Source organism: Brevibacterium sp., from assembly GCF_022712115.1.
Classification (GTDB): domain Bacteria; phylum Actinomycetota; class Actinomycetes; order Actinomycetales; family Brevibacteriaceae; genus Brevibacterium; species Brevibacterium salitolerans.
Genome location: NZ_JALAHB010000219.1, coordinates 1 through 17,307, shown reverse-complemented (window position 1 = coordinate 17,307; position 17,307 = coordinate 1). Strand labels below are relative to the sequence as shown.

13 protein-coding genes and 1 tRNA gene are annotated in these 17,307 nt (G+C 71.8%); 4 read left to right on the top strand and 10 right to left on the bottom strand.

The annotated features are described in order from the left end of the window. Positions 1 to 144 precede the first annotated feature (144 nt). Positions 145 to 759: a TetR/AcrR family transcriptional regulator gene (locus Q0A33_RS12865; protein WP_291797400.1), complete on the top strand. Its 615-nt coding sequence runs from the start codon at positions 145 to 147 to the stop codon at positions 757 to 759. An 86-nt stretch (positions 760 to 845) separates the two neighbouring features. On the opposite strand, the gene Q0A33_RS12860 is transcribed toward Q0A33_RS12865, so the two are convergent. From Q0A33_RS12860 to Q0A33_RS12835, 6 genes are all read right to left on the bottom strand, one after another. Further along, positions 846 to 1,544, bottom strand: a complete 699-nt coding sequence (locus Q0A33_RS12860) for a hypothetical protein (protein WP_291797397.1) — start codon at positions 1,542 to 1,544, stop codon at positions 846 to 848. Then, positions 1,541 to 2,530 (bottom strand): SDR family NAD(P)-dependent oxidoreductase, encoded by a 990-nt coding sequence (locus Q0A33_RS12855; protein WP_291797393.1) that lies wholly within the window; start codon positions 2,528 to 2,530, stop codon positions 1,541 to 1,543. The genes Q0A33_RS12860 and Q0A33_RS12855 overlap by 4 nt, the downstream gene beginning before the upstream one ends. Positions 2,531 to 2,540: 10 nt before the next feature. Continuing rightward, complete coding sequence (locus Q0A33_RS12850; protein WP_291797390.1) at positions 2,541 to 3,446, bottom strand: universal stress protein; 906 nt, start codon at positions 3,444 to 3,446, stop codon at positions 2,541 to 2,543. A gap of 78 nt (positions 3,447 to 3,524) precedes the next feature. Next, a complete protein-coding gene (locus Q0A33_RS12845; protein ID WP_291797387.1) occupies positions 3,525 to 4,259 on the bottom strand; it encodes a Fic family protein in 735 nt (244 codons plus the stop codon). A 146-nt stretch (positions 4,260 to 4,405) separates the two neighbouring features. Then, a tRNA-Thr gene (locus tag Q0A33_RS12840) sits at positions 4,406 to 4,478 on the bottom strand. 92 nt (positions 4,479 to 4,570) lie between these two features. Continuing rightward, entirely contained in the window at positions 4,571 to 5,428 is an 858-nt protein-coding gene (locus Q0A33_RS12835; RefSeq protein WP_291797384.1) for an ArgP/LysG family DNA-binding transcriptional regulator, read from the bottom strand. Between the two features lie 71 nt (positions 5,429 to 5,499). Between Q0A33_RS12835 and Q0A33_RS12830 the strand changes: the two genes are divergently transcribed. After that, positions 5,500 to 6,225, top strand: a complete 726-nt coding sequence (locus Q0A33_RS12830; protein ID WP_291797381.1) for a LysE/ArgO family amino acid transporter — start codon at positions 5,500 to 5,502, stop codon at positions 6,223 to 6,225. Positions 6,226 to 6,423: 198 nt separating this feature from the next. Next, positions 6,424 to 7,614, top strand: a complete 1,191-nt coding sequence (locus tag Q0A33_RS12825; protein ID WP_363316603.1) for a M20/M25/M40 family metallo-hydrolase — start codon at positions 6,424 to 6,426, stop codon at positions 7,612 to 7,614. A 46-nt stretch (positions 7,615 to 7,660) separates the two neighbouring features. Here Q0A33_RS12825 and Q0A33_RS12820 read toward each other — a convergent pair whose 3' ends face one another. Together Q0A33_RS12820 and tmk are read right to left on the bottom strand one after the other, a co-directional pair. Next, positions 7,661 to 8,800, bottom strand: a complete 1,140-nt coding sequence (locus Q0A33_RS12820; RefSeq protein WP_291797563.1) for a DNA polymerase III subunit delta' — start codon at positions 8,798 to 8,800, stop codon at positions 7,661 to 7,663. A gap of 77 nt (positions 8,801 to 8,877) precedes the next feature. Then, complete coding sequence (gene tmk, locus Q0A33_RS12815; RefSeq protein ID WP_291797378.1) at positions 8,878 to 11,337, bottom strand: dTMP kinase; 2,460 nt, start codon at positions 11,335 to 11,337, stop codon at positions 8,878 to 8,880. 68 nt (positions 11,338 to 11,405) lie between these two features. Between tmk and Q0A33_RS12810 the strand changes: the two genes are divergently transcribed. Continuing rightward, positions 11,406 to 12,152, top strand: a complete 747-nt coding sequence (locus Q0A33_RS12810) for a lipoate--protein ligase family protein (protein WP_291797375.1) — start codon at positions 11,406 to 11,408, stop codon at positions 12,150 to 12,152. Positions 12,153 to 12,367: 215 nt separating this feature from the next. Here the strand turns inward: Q0A33_RS12810 and topA are convergent, their stop codons facing one another. Continuing rightward, positions 12,368 to 15,391 carry a type I DNA topoisomerase gene (topA, locus tag Q0A33_RS12805; protein WP_291797373.1) on the bottom strand — a complete coding sequence of 1,008 codons (3,024 nt, stop codon included), beginning with the start codon at positions 15,389 to 15,391 and terminating at the stop codon, positions 12,368 to 12,370. A gap of 252 nt (positions 15,392 to 15,643) precedes the next feature. Beyond that, the coding region (locus tag Q0A33_RS12800) for a class I SAM-dependent methyltransferase (RefSeq protein WP_291797371.1) at positions 15,644 to 17,307 on the bottom strand (1,664 nt) is incomplete at its 5' end.

Here is a 17,307-nt window from a genome sequence, read left to right as displayed (position 1 = left end):
CCGCGATGCCCGTAGACGGATTGCCTGTGAACGTCGCCTGTCGCCTGCGGACAGGTTCAGTTAACATTGATTAACTGAGACTATCGTAGCGGCTCGGTCGCCGGGGTGACAAGGCCCACAGGAGGAACCCGGGAGGGGCGGAGGATGACGGCTGCAGAGGAAGAGGAAGGCGCGCGGAGCGCCGCGAGCGGACGCGAGGCGGCGAAGGCCGAGCGCCGCGAGCAGCTGCTCGACGCCGCCAAGCGGCTCTTCGCGAGGTACGGGTTCCGGGCGGTGCGGCTGGGCGACATCGGCAAGGGGGCGGGTGTGTCCGGGCCCGCGGTCTACCGCCACTTCGCCTCGAAGGAGGCAGTGCTCGAGGAGCTGCTCGTGGGCATCTCCGAGTACCTCCATGCGGGAGGGCTCCGGATCATCGCCGAGGCGGAGGGCGCAGCGTCAGGTACGCCCGCGCGCCTCATCGACTTCCACGTGGACTTCGCCATGCGTGAGCCGGAGCTCATCCGCATCCAGGACCGTGACCTCGACTCCCTGCCCGAGGCCGCCCGCCGGCAGGTGCGCAGGCTGCAGCGGCAGTACGTGAATGCCTGGATCGAGGCGGTCCGGGCCGCACGCCCGGAGCTCAGCGAGGACGAGGCCGCCGTGCGCGTGCACTCCGTCTTCGGGATGGTGAACTCCACACCCCACCTGAGCCGCAGCCTTCCCACGGAGACCGTGGCACGCGAGCTCCGCCGCTCCGCCCGCGCAGCGCTGGGCGCGTGAGGCCCGCAGAACCGCACCGGAGGCTCCGGCAAATCGGCAACAGAGACCCCGCGAATCGGCAACAGGAGCCTTGGAGAACTGTTCGTTCACCGCGCCTGACACGCAGAGATCACGGCATCGAGGCTCGCGTCCACTCCGTCCGCGTCGAGGACCGTCACACTGCGCACCACCGCGGCTCCCTCCGTGGAGACAGCCGGGGCCTCCGGCATCACATGGCCGTTGAGTCCGCCCAACAGTGCACCCACGCTGCCGGCTTCGTGCAACGCCGGCTCCTCCCCTATGCCGCCCCAGGTGCCGGCATCTCCACGCTCCTCGCGCACGAACTCAGCGAGTGCACACGCGTAGACGACTCGTCCTTCCGCGGAGGTGTGCTCCTCCGGAGGGCGCTCGGGCACCTCCTGGTCACACGCGGCGTTCATACGCCCCAGTGCGTCCTCCAGCGCCCCGGCATTCATCTGCGACACCCCGCCCACCAGGTCCTTCCCGGCAGCGGAGATCCCGCCGTGACCGGGGATATCGAACGCGGCGATGCCGCCCGCCAGACTGCCCGCCGCCGCCAGCTCGACGGCAGCCGGCTCTGCGCTCTCGCCGATCATCTCCGGCGCCTCCCAGTCGTCAGGGCTCTGCAGGCCTGCCGCGGCCCTGGCCGCGAGCGCGCAGGCATATGCCACCTGTCCTTCAGCGCTGACATCTGGTCCGCCTCCACCTGCACAGCCGCTCACTCCCGCCAGGGCCAGGAGGACAGCAGAGGCCGCGGCACGGCGCCGCATCGTCGTCAGCTTCATCGCAAGCCTCTCGATCGGGTGATCCGAGAATAGCCAAGCAGCTCCGCTTCCCGCCAGAGTTCGCACCCCTGAGCGGCGTCCAGGAGCGACGGCCACGGTGCACGCTCGCGCGGCGAGCCGCGCAGCTCCAGCGGTCCGCCGGGCACGAACATCCGGAACCCTCGGCGCGGGGATTCCACCGCGGCCAGGGCGGTGGAGGCGGCCTCGGCGGGCGTGTTGCCCAGCCGCTCCGCAAGGCGGATCAGACGCTGCGGGAGGCGCGCACGTACGCGCGGAGCGATGGCAGTGCCGAGCACCATGCCCGGGTGGCAGGCCCGGACCCGGACACCCCACCCGCCGGCCGCGCTCCGGCGCGACAGCTCTGCCGCGAAGACGCCCAGGGCCTGCTTGGACGTCCGGTACGCGGCGAACGGGCGGTACGCGTGCGCTGACTGCAGGTCGGCGAGGTCGATGCGCCCCCTCGCCGTCGCGGCGCTGCACTGCACGACGACCTGTCCCCGGCTCTGCCGCAGGAGCGGGACCAGTGCAGTCGTGAGAGCGAAGTGGCCGAGGAAGCTGGTCTGGAGGGTGCGCTCGATCCCGTCCTCGGTGAGCCGGCGGGGCCCTTCGCCCATCGGCACGATCCCGGCGTTGAGCACGAGCGCGTCGAGGGGTGCGTCCGCGCCGAGAAGCTCGACCGCAAGCGTGCGCACCGAGGCCAGGCTCTCCAGATCGAGGTCCATGAGCGTCACTCCGGGCTGCTGCCCGGAGACCCCAGAGACGTCCGAGCGCCGTGCCCGGGACTGCTCGAGGGCCGCGGGAGGCAGAGAACCCAGGAGGTCCGCACGCACGCGCAGTCCCTTCGCACGATCGCGCACCGGCATGAGCACATGAGCGCCGAGGGCCACCAGCCCGCGGACGATCTCGCGCCCCACACCGTCGCTGCCGCCCGTCACCAGGACGGTGCGGCCGCGTATGCGCGAACCGGCACCGGTGCGCCCGCCCACGTCGCGGCGCTCAGTCCTGGGGCTCGCGCTTCCTCAGACGCGGATCCCGGCGATAGGGCACCAGCAGAACGCTGGAGAGGGCGGCGGAGAGGACCGCGGAGCTGGTCCGCCCCAGCTGCGAGGTCATCGCCTCGAACTGCCCCAGGCCCCGCTTACCCATGACGAGGAGGTCCGCCGTCGCCGAGGCCTGGATCAGCAGCGCGGCCGGCTCACCGGGCAGGAACTCGACCTCCGCCTCGAGCCCGGGGAACTCCTCGCGCAGCCAGGCCAGGTCCCCCTGCGCCTTCCGCTCCGCGAGCGTGCGCTCGGAGAGCGCGTCGATGCCCACCAGCAGTCGCAGCGGCAGGCCGTTGCGGACGGCGAACGAGGCCGCGTCGAGCGCGGCGACGCCTGCGTACTCGGAGGTGTCCAGTCCCACCACGACCCCACCGCCCGGCGCAGGGTGCACAGGGTGGGCCGCCGGATCGTCGAACTCGCGGCCGGCTCCCGCCGTGTGGACGAGCACCGCGCTGAGCGCGTGGCCGGGCAGTCCGAAGCTCACGGTGCCGATCCGGCGGCTGTTGACCTGGCCCGCGCCGTGGTGGCCCAGGACCAGGAGCCCGGCGTCGTAGGCGCGATCGCTCAGCACCTCACCGGCGTCGCCCACCACCACCTCCGTGCGGATCTCCGTGCCCGAGGCCCCCTCCGGGTGGGCGGCGTCGAGCTCACTCAGGCGGGAGGACAGGGAGGTGAGCAGCTCCTCGCCCGCCTGCCGGAGCTCCGTCTCGTCGTCGATCTCCAGATGCGCGGGGGTGATCACGTGCACCAGCCTCAGTGCGTGCCCGGTCCCCCGGAGTTCCTTCAGCGCCCAGGCCGCGGCCTCGTCGCTCTGCATGGATCCGTCGATGCCGACGAACACGTCTCCGGTCAGCTCCACAGCGCCTCCTCAGCGGGTCCGGCCTCATGGCCTCTCACCGTCGATCGTAGTGAAGTCGGCGCGGAATTGCCCGCGAGGTCAGTCGGCGATCTCCACGAATGGCTCGAAGCAGGCGTAGTAGGCATCCTGCATCGCACGGAAGGTCTCACGCAGGAACCCTGGGGTCTCCCAGTACTCGTGGAGCCCGCGGTAGTAGAAGGCCTTCTGCGCGTCCAGCACGATGAACGGCATGATGCCGTTCTGCAGGCACTGCTGGAACATGAGCATCCTGCCCACACGGCCATTGCCGTCCTGGAACGGATGGATGGCCTCGAACGCGTGGTGGAAATCGACGATGTCCTCGAACGACATCTGCTCCGGGGTCCGCGTGAGGAGGTCTTCGATCGCCTCCGAAACCTCAGCCGGAGGGGTCGTGCTGCCGCCGCCCACCACGTTCGCCTGACGCTTCCAGTCCCCCACGGCGAAGGCAGGTCTGCGCGCGTCAGCGGTTCCCCGCTTGAAGATCCGGTGGTAGTCCTTCATGGTCGCTGCGGTGATCGGCTCAGCCATCCTGTCGAGCATCTCGTCGAACAGCTCGAAGCTGTTGACGGTCTCCACCACGTCATCCACAGAGACGTTGTCCCCTGCGACGGTGCGCGTCTCGTAGATGTATCTCGTCTGCTCGGCATCCAGCGCACTGCCCTCGATGCGATTGGTGTTGAAAGCCATCTGCACCTGATTCAGGTGGTACAGCCCACCCTTCATCTGCGTCCGGCGCTGCTCGATCAGGGTCCGCGCGAACTGCGCCGCATCGATGGCGTACTCGTCAGGCATCGTGGTGACAGCTCCCCGAAACGTCCATTCACGTTCGGCCTCCCAGTGCCTGCACAGACACCGGCTCCCCTCATCGGGAGGGTGCGCGCTCGTGGGAACGCGAAAGCCCTCCACAGGATGGATCATCTGGTGGAGGGCCGTTGCCGAGCCGCCTGTGGGAATCGAACCCACGACCTTCTCATTACGAGTGAGACGCTCTGCCGACTGAGCTAAGGCGGCAACGCGGACTAGCCTATAGCCAGCGAACCTCGGAGGTCAAAGCAGAGGGCAACGGTCCGCACGTGATGCTGCACACGTCTCGCCCATCGCCGTCACACCGCTCGCAGAGACCCTGCCGCCGCACCTCTCAGCGAGTCCGTGAAGCGGTCGAGCGCGGGCAGCGGAGTGGCCCAGCGGTGCCAGTGCAGCGGCACGTCCACCGGCCCCTCGCCCGGGATCCGCATGATGTCCCCGGTGTCGTCCATCCGCGCCAGCTGCAGCTCCGGCAGGCAGCCCCATCCGAGCCCGGCGCGCACCGCCGCTGCGAATCCCTCCATCGAACCCACCACGTGCAGGGGTGCTCCGGCACCTGCGTCCTGCCGGCGCAGCACCTGATGCTGCAGGTCGTCGTCCCCGTCGAACACGAGCACGGGGCAGGTCGCGAGGCCGCCGTGCCGTTCCCACAGCTCCGCGGAGACGCACGGCCAGTACCGGAGGATGCCCAGCGGCACCGCGGTGCAGCCGGTCTGGGCCTGTGTGCGCGTGCTCAGTGCGCCCATCACCTCGCCGCGGGCCAGCGCCTCGTGCGCCACATCCTGATCCGCCACCCGCAGGCGCAGCACCACGTCCTCCCACCGTCCGGCGTCCGCAAGGACCGGTTCCAGCCAGGTCCCCAGCGCATCCGCACCCACTGCGACCGCGAGTGCGGACCGGGCCGGGGCCTCGGCCGCGGTGATCTCCCCGGCCAGTGCGACGATCTGGCGCGCGTGTCCGAGAATCCTCTCCCCCGCGTCCGTCACCCGCGGAGGCGAGGAGCGGGTGAGGAGCACGCTGCCCAGCGACCGCTCCAGACCGCGCACGCGCTGGGAGACCGCCGAGGTCGTCACACCCAGCGCTGTCGCGGCGGAGTCGAAGGCGCCCTCGTCCACGACGGCGACGAGTGCGGCCAGCTGCGCGAGGCTCGGTTCCATGAAGCCCACCTTAACCGGATACAGGTCATGTCAGTGGACTGCATGCGAGCTCCGGCCCTACCGTCTCACCCATGCAGCCTGATTCCCTCCTCCTCGCGCTCACCGGCTTCCTCACCGGCCTCGGTCTCATCGTCGCGATCGGCGCACAGAACGCCTTCGTCCTGCGGCAGGGCGTCCGCCGCGAGCACGTGGGGGTGGTGGTCGCGGTCTGCTCCCTCGTGGACATCGTGCTCATCTCCCTGGGCACGGCGGGGATCGGCACGGTTCTCGAACACGCGCCGTGGCTGATCACGGCACTGCGCTGGGGCGGCGTCGCCTATCTGCTGTGGTTTGCGGCAGGCAGCGTGCGTTCCGCGTTCTCCGGCTCCGCGCTCGAGGCCGCGGAGCCTCAGGACACGAGTGCTCCGGGTGCCACATCTGCTTCCGGCGGTGCCGCGGCGTCGCCGGCCGTCTCCGGCTCCGCCGCGGCCACCGCTGCCGGCAACACCTCCACAGCCGTGCGCGGTGCCCCCACCGCCCTCCGCGTGGGCCTGATGACGGCTTCGCTCTCGCTGCTCAACCCCCACGTCTACCTCGACACCGTCGTCATGCTGGGCTCCGTCGCCAACCAGCAGACCTCTCCGTGGGTGTTCGCCGGCGGCGCGATCGTCGCCTCGCTCGTCTGGTTCAGCGCTCTGGGCTGGGGTGCGCACCGGCTCGCTCCAGCTCTGCGCAGCCCACGGGCATGGAAGGCCATCGACCTGGGCGTCGCGGCCGTCATGGTGATGATCGCGGCCAAACTCGCCTTCGCGTTCTAGGTGCGCACCCGGACCTGCGCTCCGCACCCGCCCGGGAACTCCGCCTCATCGTGGGCGCGCGCCCGGTCCGCTTCCGCACCTCCGGGCCGGTGACCCGTCCCGGATCACGTAGTCTCTTCCGAGTGGGTCACGCAGGCCCCGCAACGCGTCCGGACGGCAGCGCACCACCGCGCAGGAGGGAAGAGGAGTGAGGAACACGTGATCAGGTTCTCCCAGGAGAGTCTTGCGACGTTCCTCGCGCAGCTCCGCCGCCTCATCGAGTGCGAGTCGCCGTCCTCGGATCCCCGTGCCCTCGCAGCCAGCGCCGCGCTCATCGCGGAGGTGGGCGAGGAGATCACCGGCATCCGTCCTCGCGTCCGCACCCTCGAGGGCTACCCGCACATCCTGTTCGACGTGGGCACCGGCCCCCGCCGCATCCTGCTCATCGGGCACCACGACACGGTCTGGCCGCGCGGCACACTCGCACGCATGCCCTTCTCCGTGGAGGACGGGATCATCCGCGGCCCCGGTGCCGACGACATGAAGGGCGGCGTCCTCATCGCCCTCCACGCCGTCGCCGCGCTCCTCGCCACCGCGGGCGAGGATCTGCTGGACGGGGTCACCGTGCTCATCACCGGCGACGAGGAGCTGGGCTCCCTCACCTCGCGGACGCTCATCGAGGAGCTCTCCGCCGGGGCCGAGGCCGTGCTCGTGTTCGAGTCCGGCGGGGGTTCCGGGGAGGTCAAGATCGCGCGCAAGGGCGTGGCGATCTACGAACTCGAGGCGCTCGGCCGCGCCGCCCACGCCGGCGTCGAGCCGGAGAAGGGCGTGAACGCGACCGTGGAGCTCGCCCATCAGGTGCTCGCCGCATCCGCTCTGGGCGACGCCGAACGCGGAACCACGGTGGTCCCGGCCGTCATGCACTCCGGCACCACCACCAACACGGTGCCGGCACGCGGCACGCTCGCCATCGACTCCCGGGCGGAGACCACCGCGGAGCAGGAACGCGTGGACACCGCACTGCGGGCGCTGCGGGCGATGGACCCGCGAGCGGAGCTGGTGCTCCACGGCGGGATCAACCGTCCCCCGCTCGAGGAGGCCGCCGCAGCGGGGCTCTACGCACGCGCGCGGGAGGTCGCCGCAGCGCTGGGGCACCCGGAGCTGCGGCGCATCCGCGTGGGCGGAGGCTCGGACGCGAACTTCGCCGCCGGCGTGGGCGCTCCCACCCTCGACGGCCTCGGCACGGTGGGCGGAGGCTCACACGCGGACGACGAGCACGCCCTGGTCGAATGGATACCCAGGAGGGTGGAGCTGGTCGCCGGGCTCATCGCCTCGCTGCTGGAACGTCCCCTGGAGCCCATGAGAGCACCGGCCCCCGCCGACCGCACGGCACCGGCCCGCGCGGTCTGAGGCGGGGCGCCCTCAGCCGGGTCCCGCACTGCGGTCAGGGTGCCGCTCAGACGATCCAGGGGTTGGAGAGTCCGATGAAGGCCGCCTCGACCACGAGCGCCGGAGCCATGTTGGTGGCGAGCCGCTCCCGCGCCTTCCGGAGCACGTCGATCCTCATGAGGGTGGTCGTCTCGTCACTCTCCGCGGCGAGGCGGGCGATGCGCTCCGTCTCCTCGACATTGATGAACTCCGTCCGCGAGCCCAGCTGGTGGGCCAGCACATCCCGGTAGAGCGAGAGCAGCTCGATGAAGATCGAATCGAGTTCGTCGTTGCGCGCCCGCACGCTCCGCCGCTTCTGTTCGTCCTCGAGCCGCTTGATCTGTGAACGGGCACTGGGCGGGATCTTCCCACCGGCGTCCACGCCCAGAGTCCGCAGGAGGGAATCGCGCTCCTCCGCGTTGCGGCTCTCCGTCCGCGCCGCCGCGCGCTCCTTGGCCACATCGACGATCCGCGCCGCGATGCGCACAGTGGATCCCACCGAGGTGAGATGTGCGGGGATGCCGAGCGTGAACTCACGCTCCGTGCGCGCATCCGGATGGAGAGCGAGCCGCTTGGCCCGGCCGATGTGGCTCTGGGAGGCATGGGCAGCCCACCGCGCCGTCTGCGGATCCACCCCGTCGCGGCGGACGAGCAGCTGTGCGACCGCATCCGCGCTCGGCACGCGGAGGGAGACGCTGCGGCACCGGGACCGGATGGTCGTGAGCACGTCCTGCTGACTGGGCGCGCAGAGGATCCACACGGTGGCCGGCGGCGGCTCCTCGATCGCCTTCAGCAGGACGTTCGAGGTCCTCTCGGACATCCTGTCCGCGTCCTCGATGATGACCACGCGCCAGGGCGCGTTCACGGGAGACTGATGCGCGGTGGCGACCAGCTCGCGGACCTCGTCGATCGTGATGACCGACTTCTGCGTGCTCAGGACCGTCATGGACTCGTGGGTGCCGCGCAGAGCGCGTTCCGCGGCCGGGCTCCGGCTCTCGCCGTGGTCCGGAGTGAGCAGCGCCGCCGCGAAGGCACGGGCGGCGTTGGACCGGCCGGAACCGGGCGGGCCGGTGAGGAGCCAGGCATGCGTCATCGAACCGCTGCCGGGCACCGCCGCACGGCGCAGCTGTGCGATCGCCCGGTCCTGCCCCACGAGTTCGCTCCACACACCCGTCTCCGCGGGTGTGCCCGCCTCCCCGGTGCCCGCTGGTGCCGAACCTCCCGCGACCGTCCCCTGAGCCGCCGTCACGGCTGCCGCCCGTCCCGCTGGGAACGGAGGCGCTCGCGCGCCTGCCGCTCGATCTCCGCCTGCACGCGCAGGCGTTCCCGGCTGGTCTGCCGGGGTGCGGCAGGCTTGGGCTCCGCCGCCGTGTCCGCCTCCGGTGCCGTCGGTCCGGCGGGAGGTGCTGCAACGCGGTGGACGAGCGTGGGGGCCTCGTCCGCGTCCCGGAGCGGCTGCGCTGCGGCACGGCCGCCGTCGCCCTGGTGCGGACTTCCGGCGGAGGGCTGTGCCGAACGCACCGCCGGGGAGACCACGGTGGGCGCTTCGTCCGAGTACGTGCCCGCGGTGCCGTCCTCCGCAGGAGCAGGGCGTGCCGCGGGGGCGCCGTCGAGCACGGCGGTCACCGCCTCCAGCAGACGTGCGGCGACGTCGTCCACCGAGCCGCCGGCGTCGATGACGCGATAGCGCTCCGGCTCCTGCGCCGCGTACTCGAGGAAGGAGCGACGCACCGTCTCCCGGAACGCGGCGTCCTCCCGGTCGAGGTGGTTCTGCTCCCCCCGGGCGCTGAGCCGCCCCGCGAGGGAGGCGGGATCTGCATCCAGGACGAGCGTGAGGTCCGGGACCAGGCCCTCCGTCGCCCACCGGGACAGGGCGGCGATCTCCTCGTCCCCGAGCGCACGGCCGGCGGCCTGGTAGGCCCGGGAGGAGTCGATGTAGCGGTCGGTGATGACCACCCCGCCGCGCTCCACGATGGGACGGACGAGGGTCGCCACGTGATGTGCGCGATCCGCGGCGAAGACGAGGGCCTCCGCACGCGGGCTGACGCCGTCGCCGTCGAGGACCACGGAGCGCAGCCGGCCGCCCGGCTCCGTGCCTCCCGGCTCCCTGGTGGTGACGACCTCCGTGATGCCGCGCTCCCGCAGGGCTTCGGCGAGCAGGTGGATCTGCGTGCTCTTGCCGGTGCCGTCCCCGCCTTCCAGCGCGATGAACAGACCGCGTCCCGCCCCTCCCGCGCCGCCGGCGGAGGCGGCCGAGGCGGTCGGGACGGTGAGTGCCGAACTCAGGTCCCCGGCTGCGGGGGGCGAGGCCGGGCCTGCGTCGTCCCCCGTGGATCCGAGGAGCGCCTCGGAAGAGCCGGGGGCAGCCGCATCGGTGGAACGCAGGGTGTCCTCCGTCGCCTCGGAAGCGGTGCGGTCCTCCGTCCGCACCGCCGGGATGCGGAAGGCATGGACGACGTCCACGCCGATCCCGTGGATGCCGTGCGGTCCGAAGGCGAAGAGAGCAGCGATGCCCGCGATCAGCGCGACGACGCCCACCACCTCGTAGGCAAACTCCGTGGAGGTGAGGTTCCAGCTCGCCGCATCGCTGAGCGGGATCTCCGCGCTCACGCCGGCGAGGGTGAGCAGCAGACCGGCGAGCATGCCCAGTCCGGCGCCCACACGCCTGGAGAAGGCGTAGTCCTGTGCCCGCACGCCCAGGCCCACCAGGAATGCCACGGCACCGGAGAGGACGGCCTTGCCGGACAGCTCCGTGAGAGCTCCTGCGCCGATGGTGAGGACGCCGGCGGCGATGAGCGCGAAGGAGGTGAGCCGGGGACGGGACATGCCTGGGGCGAAGGGGGGGCCCGTCTCGAAGCCCACCGCCCAGCCGAGGAGCACGGCGCAGACGATGAGCGCCGTGCCCGCCTGGCCGAAGCCCAGCTCCGCGACGGCAGGCTGGGCGAGGATGCCCACTGCGCCCAGGACGAAGTAGAGGAAGTGGCAGGCCCAGGCGTTCTTCACCGGCACCGCCTCACGCACGGACATCCGGGGAGCGGAAGGGAACGCTCCGGTCTGCGGCGCCTCACCCGGCTGGGGAGCCCTGCCGGTGAGCAGCAGCAGCACGCCCACGAGGACGACGAGGCATCCGAGCACCGCCATCCACCGCAGGACCGTGTGCCCGGCGCCCACCCCGCCCAGGAGCTGCGCCCCATAGGTGACCACGAGGAGGAGGACCACCGGGATGCCCGCGCTGCGCCACGGCTTGCGGTGCGGATTGCTGAGGACGCCCAGCACCATGACGACGGCGACTCCCGCGACTGCCGCCGTGAGGATGCTCAGCCACGCGGTGAGCACGAAGAGGAGGACGAAGGAGAGCACCGCGGCGACCAGCGCCGCGCCGGCGGCTATGCGCAGAGAGAGGCTCCCGCCCCAGCGCCGCACCGGCAGGAAGACCCCCGCTGCGGCCACGATGCCCACGAGGGCGTAGGCGATGACGGCCGTGCGCAGCGCGAAGTCACCGCCGGCGGCGGCCTCACGGATGCCGGTGAGCATGGACGGGTCCGCCCTGCCGGTCAGACCGAACGCTCCCGCCAGGCTGAATGCCAGGCCCGCGAGGGCGAGCATGGCGAGCCACGCACCGGCCTCCACGACGACCGGGGCCACGGCTGCGGGCGGCTGGGCGCCCAGCGCGGGGGCGGGGTTGGCAGATCCTTGTTCGCTCACATCTGCAAGGGTACTAGGGGGTACAGACACGGCGCGGTGCCGATGCGCGCACCGGCTACCCTGAAGTGGTGAAACTCCCGCTCACCCTGCTGCGCCACGGGCCCGGAGACGCGCTCACGGACCTGGCCACGGCCCGCGCGCTGCTGGACTCCGTGAAGTCCGGCGCCCGCGGACCGCTCCTCCGCATCTACCGGCCGGCGCCCACCGCCGCCTTCGGTGCGCGCGACAGGTTCCTCGAGGGGTTCCCGGACGCCGTCGCCGCAGCGCGCGCACACGGATTCACTCCCGCACTGCGGACCCTGGGCGGGAGGATCGCCGCCTACCATCCGGGGAGCCTGGTCATCGACCACATCGAACCCACCGGCGAGTTCCTCACGCAGACGCAGGACCGGTTCGTGCGGTTCGGGGAGATGTACGCGCAGGCCCTCCGGACGATCGGGATCGATGCGCGGATGGGTGAGATCCCCGGAGAGTACTGTCCCGGTGAGCACAGCGTGAACGTGGGCGGCCGGATCAAGGCGATCGGGACGGCACAGCGGGTGGTCAGCGGGGCGTGGCTGTTCTCCTCCTCGGTGATCGTCGAGGACCCGGCACCCATCCGCAGCGTGCTCACCGCCGTGCAGGACGCCCTGGGTGTGGGCTGGGATCCGCGCACAGGAGGGGCGATCAGCGAGCGGCACCCCGGGGTCACCGCCGAGGCCGTCGAGGAGGCGGTGCTGGCCGCCTACGCCCGGGAGTACGACCTGGTGGAGGGCGCGCTCACGTCAGCGGACGCGGAGGCCGCCGCCGCATACGTGCCCAAGCACCGCCTCTGAGCGCAGCGGAGCCGCTGCGGCCGGCCTCGGGGCAGACAGCCACCTGCGGAGCCCCCTGCCTGCGGCACGCTGCACGGAGCGAGGCGCCGCTCCCGGAGGTCCGCTGCCCGGACCGCGGCACGCTGCCCGGACCGCGGTGCTCCACCACGGACGACGGGTCCGGAGAGTCCTCCCGGACTCTCCGGACCCGTGCCTGCTCACGTCCTCGCCGCGGATCAGGGCGTCGTGGGACCTGTGCTCTTCTTCGCGGCGGACGTGGACTCGGCCGGCTCGGACTTCGCCGCAGAGGCCGCGGTCTTCTTCGCGGCTGTCGTCCGCGTCGTCGTCTTCTTCGCCGCCGTCGTCGTCTTGGAGGCAGTGGTCTTGGACGCCGCCGTGGACTTCTTCGCCGCAGAGGCCGTGGACTTCGAGGCGGTCGACTTCGCAGTCGTCTTCTTGGCGGCCGTCGTCTTGGACGCCGCCGTGGACTTCTTCGCTGCGCTCGTCTTCGACGCCGTCGTCTTCCGCGTCGTCGTCTTCTTCTTGGCCGGCGCCTTGGCGCGCTTCTCCGCCAGCAGCTCGTACGCCCGCAGCGGGGTGATCTCCTCCACGGAGTCGTCCTTGCGCAGGGTGGCGTTGGTGGTCCCGTCCGTGACGTACGGACCGAACCGGCCGTCCTTCACCACCACCGGCTTCTTGGACTCCGGGTCCTCGCCCAGCTCCTTGAGCGGTGCGGCAGCCGTCTGTCCCCTGCGCTGCTTGGGCTTGGAGTAGATCTCCAGCGCCTCCTCGAGGGTGATCGAGAAGATCTGCTCCTCCCGCTCCAGCGAGCGCGAGTCCGTGCCCTTCTTGAGATACGGGCCGTAGCGGCCGTTCTGCGCGGTGATGGGTGTGCCCTCCGCGTCCTCGCCCACCGTGCGGGGCAGGGTGAGCAGCCGGAGCGCCTGTTCGAGGGTGACCGTGGTGGGCTCCATCGACTTGAACAGCGAGGCCGTGCGCGGCTTGGGCTTCTTCTGCCCGCGCTTGGGCTTCTCCTCCGGCTCCGGCAGCACCTCCGTCACGTAGGGGCCGAACCGTCCCGACTTCACCACGATGGTGTGACCGGTCTCCGGGTCCGTGCCCAGCTCGCGGTCGCCGGTGCCCTGCGTGGCGATGAGTTCGCGAGCCTTGGCCTCCGTGAGCTCGTCCGGTGCGAGGTCGTCCGGGACGGACACACGGCCGGGCTCGTCCTCCGGTGCACCGCCGGTGACGGACGGAGCGACCTCGAGGTACGGACCGTAGCGGCCCACGCGCAGCACGATGCCGTCCGCGATGGGAACGGTGTTGATCTCGCGGGCGTCGATGTCGCCCAGGTCGTCGACGATGCTCTTGAGACCCGGGGTCGCGGCCGCGGCCTCGCCCGTGCTCTCTCCGCTCGGGCCGAAGTAGAAGTCGTGCAGCCACTTGGTGCGGTCCTCGCGGCCGCCGGCGATCTCGTCCAGGTCCGCTTCCAGACCGGCGGTGAACTGGTAGTCCACGAGCCCGGCGAAGTGCTCCTCGAGCAGCCGGATGACGGAGAACGCCAGCCAGCTGGGCACCAGGGCGCTACCGCGGTTGGTCACGTAGCCGCGGTCCTGGATCGTGGAGATCGTCGCCGCGTACGTCGACGGCCTGCCGATCCCCAGCTCCTCGAGCCGCTTGACCAGGCTGGCCTCCGTGTAGCGCGGGGGCGGTGCCGTGGTGTGGCCGTCCGCCTCGACGCGCTCGACGGCGATCGCCTCACCCTCCTCCACGTTGGGCAGGCGGGATTCGCCGTCCTTGCCCTCCGCGTAGCGCTCCACGTCGCGCCCCTCCTCGTAGGCGGCGAGGAATCCGCGGAAGGTGATGACGGTGCCCGAGGCCGTGAAGCCCGCCGCCGCAGGCGTCTTCTCCCAGCTGCCCGCCTCCAGCTCACCGGCGGCACCGCTGAGGTCCGCGGCGATCTTCATCGTGGCGGTGCGGCCCTTGGCATCGGCCATCTGGCTGGCGACGGTGCGCTTCCAGATGAGCTCGTACAGACGGAACTCGTCCGCACGGAGCGCACCGGAGACCTGCGCGGGCGTGCGGAAGTGGTCACCGGCGGGACGGATCGCCTCGTGCGCTTCCTGAGCGGCCTTCTGCTTGGAGCCGTAGGCGCGCGGGGAGCCGGGCACGTACTCCGGGCCGTAGAGCTCACCGATCTGCCGGCGGGCGGCGGCCACCGCCTGGCCGGAGAGCTGCGTGGAATCCGTACGCATGTAGGTGATGTAGCCGTTCTCGTACAGGGACTGCGCCACGCGCATCGCCTGCCGGGAGGACATGCGCAGCTTGCGGCCGGCCTCCTGCTGCAGGGTCGAGGTGGTGAACGGCGCGGCGGGCCGGCGCGTGTACGGCTTGGTCTCCAGCGAGGAGACGGTGAGCGCTTCCTTCGCGGACCCGCTCAGAGCCGCCGCCAGCGACTCCGCCCGGGCCTGGTCCAGCACCTGCACCTGGGCGGACTTCTTCAGCCTGCCGTGGTCGTCGAAATCGCGGCCCGTGGCCACGCGGGTGCCGTCCACGCTCTCCAGCCGGGCCTTGAACGGTGCGGAGCCGGCGGCACCGGTGCCCGCACCCGCCGCGAGCTCCGTGTCCAGGTCCCAGTAGTCCGCGGAGACGAAGGCCATGCGCTCGCGTTCGCGCTCCACCACGAGCCGGGTGGCGACGGACTGCACGCGGCCCGCGGACAGGCCCGCGCGGACCTTGCGCCACAGCACGGGCGAGACCTCGTAGCCGTAGAGGCGGTCGAGGAGCCTGCGGGTCTCCTGCGCATCGACGAGGTCGTCGTCGATCTCACGGGTGTTCTCCAGGGCGCGCTCGATGGCCTCCGGGGTGATCTCGTGGAACACCATCCGCTTGACGGGCACCTTGGGCTTGAGCACCTCGCGGAGGTGCCAGGCGATCGCCTCGCCCTCCCGGTCCTCATCCGTTGCGAGGTAGAGCTCGTCCGCGTCCTTGAGGAGCTTCTTGAGCTCCGTGACCTTCTTCTTCTTGTCCGGGGCGACCACGTAGTAGGGGTCGAAGCCGTTGTCCACGTCCACCGCGAACTTGCCGTAGGGCCCCTTCTTCATGTCCGCGGGCAGCTCCGAGGGCTGGGGCAGGTCGCGGATGTGCCCCACCGAGGCTTCGACGTCATAGCCGTCGCCCAGATACCCCACGATGGTGCGGGCCTTGGTGGGCGACTCGACGATGACGAGGCGGCGTGGGGTGGTTCCGGAGGCTGCCATAGGTTCCTTTCCCTGTGGAACTGCGGTGCGCGCACGGGCCTGGAACAGGCCGCACCCGCCTGCCGAGTCCGGTGGAGGAGCGGTGTCCGGATGCGGGGCGAGCGCCTGGACCCTGCGGTTCGCCGCGGTCTCCGCAGCTCCCCGCCCCCGGCGCATCCGCGCTGGTGCTGGCGTGCTCCCGCACCCGAACGGTGGGATTTGTGCACACAGTAGCACTGGCCCCGGACACTGCTGAGCGCCCCCGTGCCGGGCTCAGGCCGGTGCCGGTGTGAGCACCCCCTCCGGCGCGAGGGCGCGCACCTGGCCCACGAGCTGGCCGGTGAGGGCCTGTGGATCCGCGCCGAGGAGCTGCGCGAGCGCGGCCGCGGTCTGCCCGAGTGTGAGCGAACCGTCGCACACTCCCAGGAAGCCGGCGAGCGCCGGATCGGCCTGGAAGGTCCGAGCCAGCCCCGCACCCTGCTCGATCGTGAGCATGGTGGGGTCCTCCGCACCGGGCCGCAGGTGCCGGTGCTCCGTGACGTCGCCTGCGAGCACGAACGCGGTGTCCGCCAGCTCCGCGTCATCGGCCTCCGCCAGCCACTCGAGGAGGCCCAGCCGCACGTCGAGGAAGGAGGCGAGGCCCGCGGGGTTGGACCCGGGGCCGGTGTCGATGCGGCTGAAGCTGCGCACGGGAACGGGAGCCGTCGCCGAGGCCGGCTCCGCGTGGGCCTGCCCCGACGCGCCCGGTGCGGGGACGTCCGGTGCGAGAGCGTCCGGTGCCACGGCGTCCGGTGCAGGGACGCTGCTGGGGGCTGCGGCCGCCTCGGCGTCCGCGGCCAGTCTGTGCAGGCGCACCCAGCCGAAGCCCACCCGCTCCACTCCGCGCACCTCGAAGTCGTCCAGCCAGGCCTCCGTGTCCGCCTGCCAGCGCGCTCCCGCACGCGGGACGCCGCCGTCCCGGATCCAGGTGCGGGCGTACTCGGCCGGGCTCATGCGCTGCCGTTCGATCACCATCGCCGAGGTGGAGGCCGCCGTGTGGGAGTCCCCGGTGGTGCCCGGATGCGGTGCGTCCGCCTGCGCGGCGAGCCATTCGTGCGGCTGCCGGCGTCCCTCGCCGTACTCCCAGTTGCCGAGGAAGGCCGCGTGCCCGTCCGGGTTGAGGTGTGCCGGAGCGCCCTCGAGGATCTCGTGCATGATCGCGTCGCCGGTGCGGCCGCCGTCGCGGTACTCGAAGACGCCCGAGGCCTCGTCGGCCTCCGCGTTTCCGGCTTCCGTGGTTCCGGCCTCCGTGCTCACGGCGTCTGTGCTCGCGGTCTCTGCGTTCCCGGAGCTCGTGCTCTCGGTGTCCGCACTTCCGGAGCTCGTGCTCCCGGTGCGCGTCCGCGGGGTGATGACGAACGGCGGATTCGAGACGAGGAGGTCCACGGTCTCCGGCAGCGGCGCGTAGAGGGAGCCGTGGCGCAGTTCCACGGATTCCTCGACTCCGGCCAGCTGTGCGGTGAGGGCGGCGCAGGCGAGCGCACGGCGGGAGACGTCTGTGGCGATGACGCGTGAGGCGTGGCGGGCCAGGAGCACCGCCTGGATGCCGCAGCCCGTGCCGATGTCCGCGGCCAGCCCCACCGGATGGCGCGGCGTGATCTCCGCGAGCGTCCGGCCGGCTCCCCCGTGGCCCAGCACGTAGTCCCCGTCCAGGGGCCCCTCCGTCGTGAGGGTGCCGTGGTCGCTGACGAGCAGGAGGGTGTCGTCGCCCGGGCGGAGATGACGCGGCACCCCCACCGGCAGTGCGTGGCAGGTGAGCGCGAGGACGGAGCGGAGACGGGCCTCGGCGGGTGGCACCGGCGAGGCGGGCGGGGCGTTCTCGGCTGACGAGGCGGACGCGGCCGACGCGGTGGGCGGGGCCGCCACCTCCTCGAACAGGCCCGCCTCCGTGAGACCGG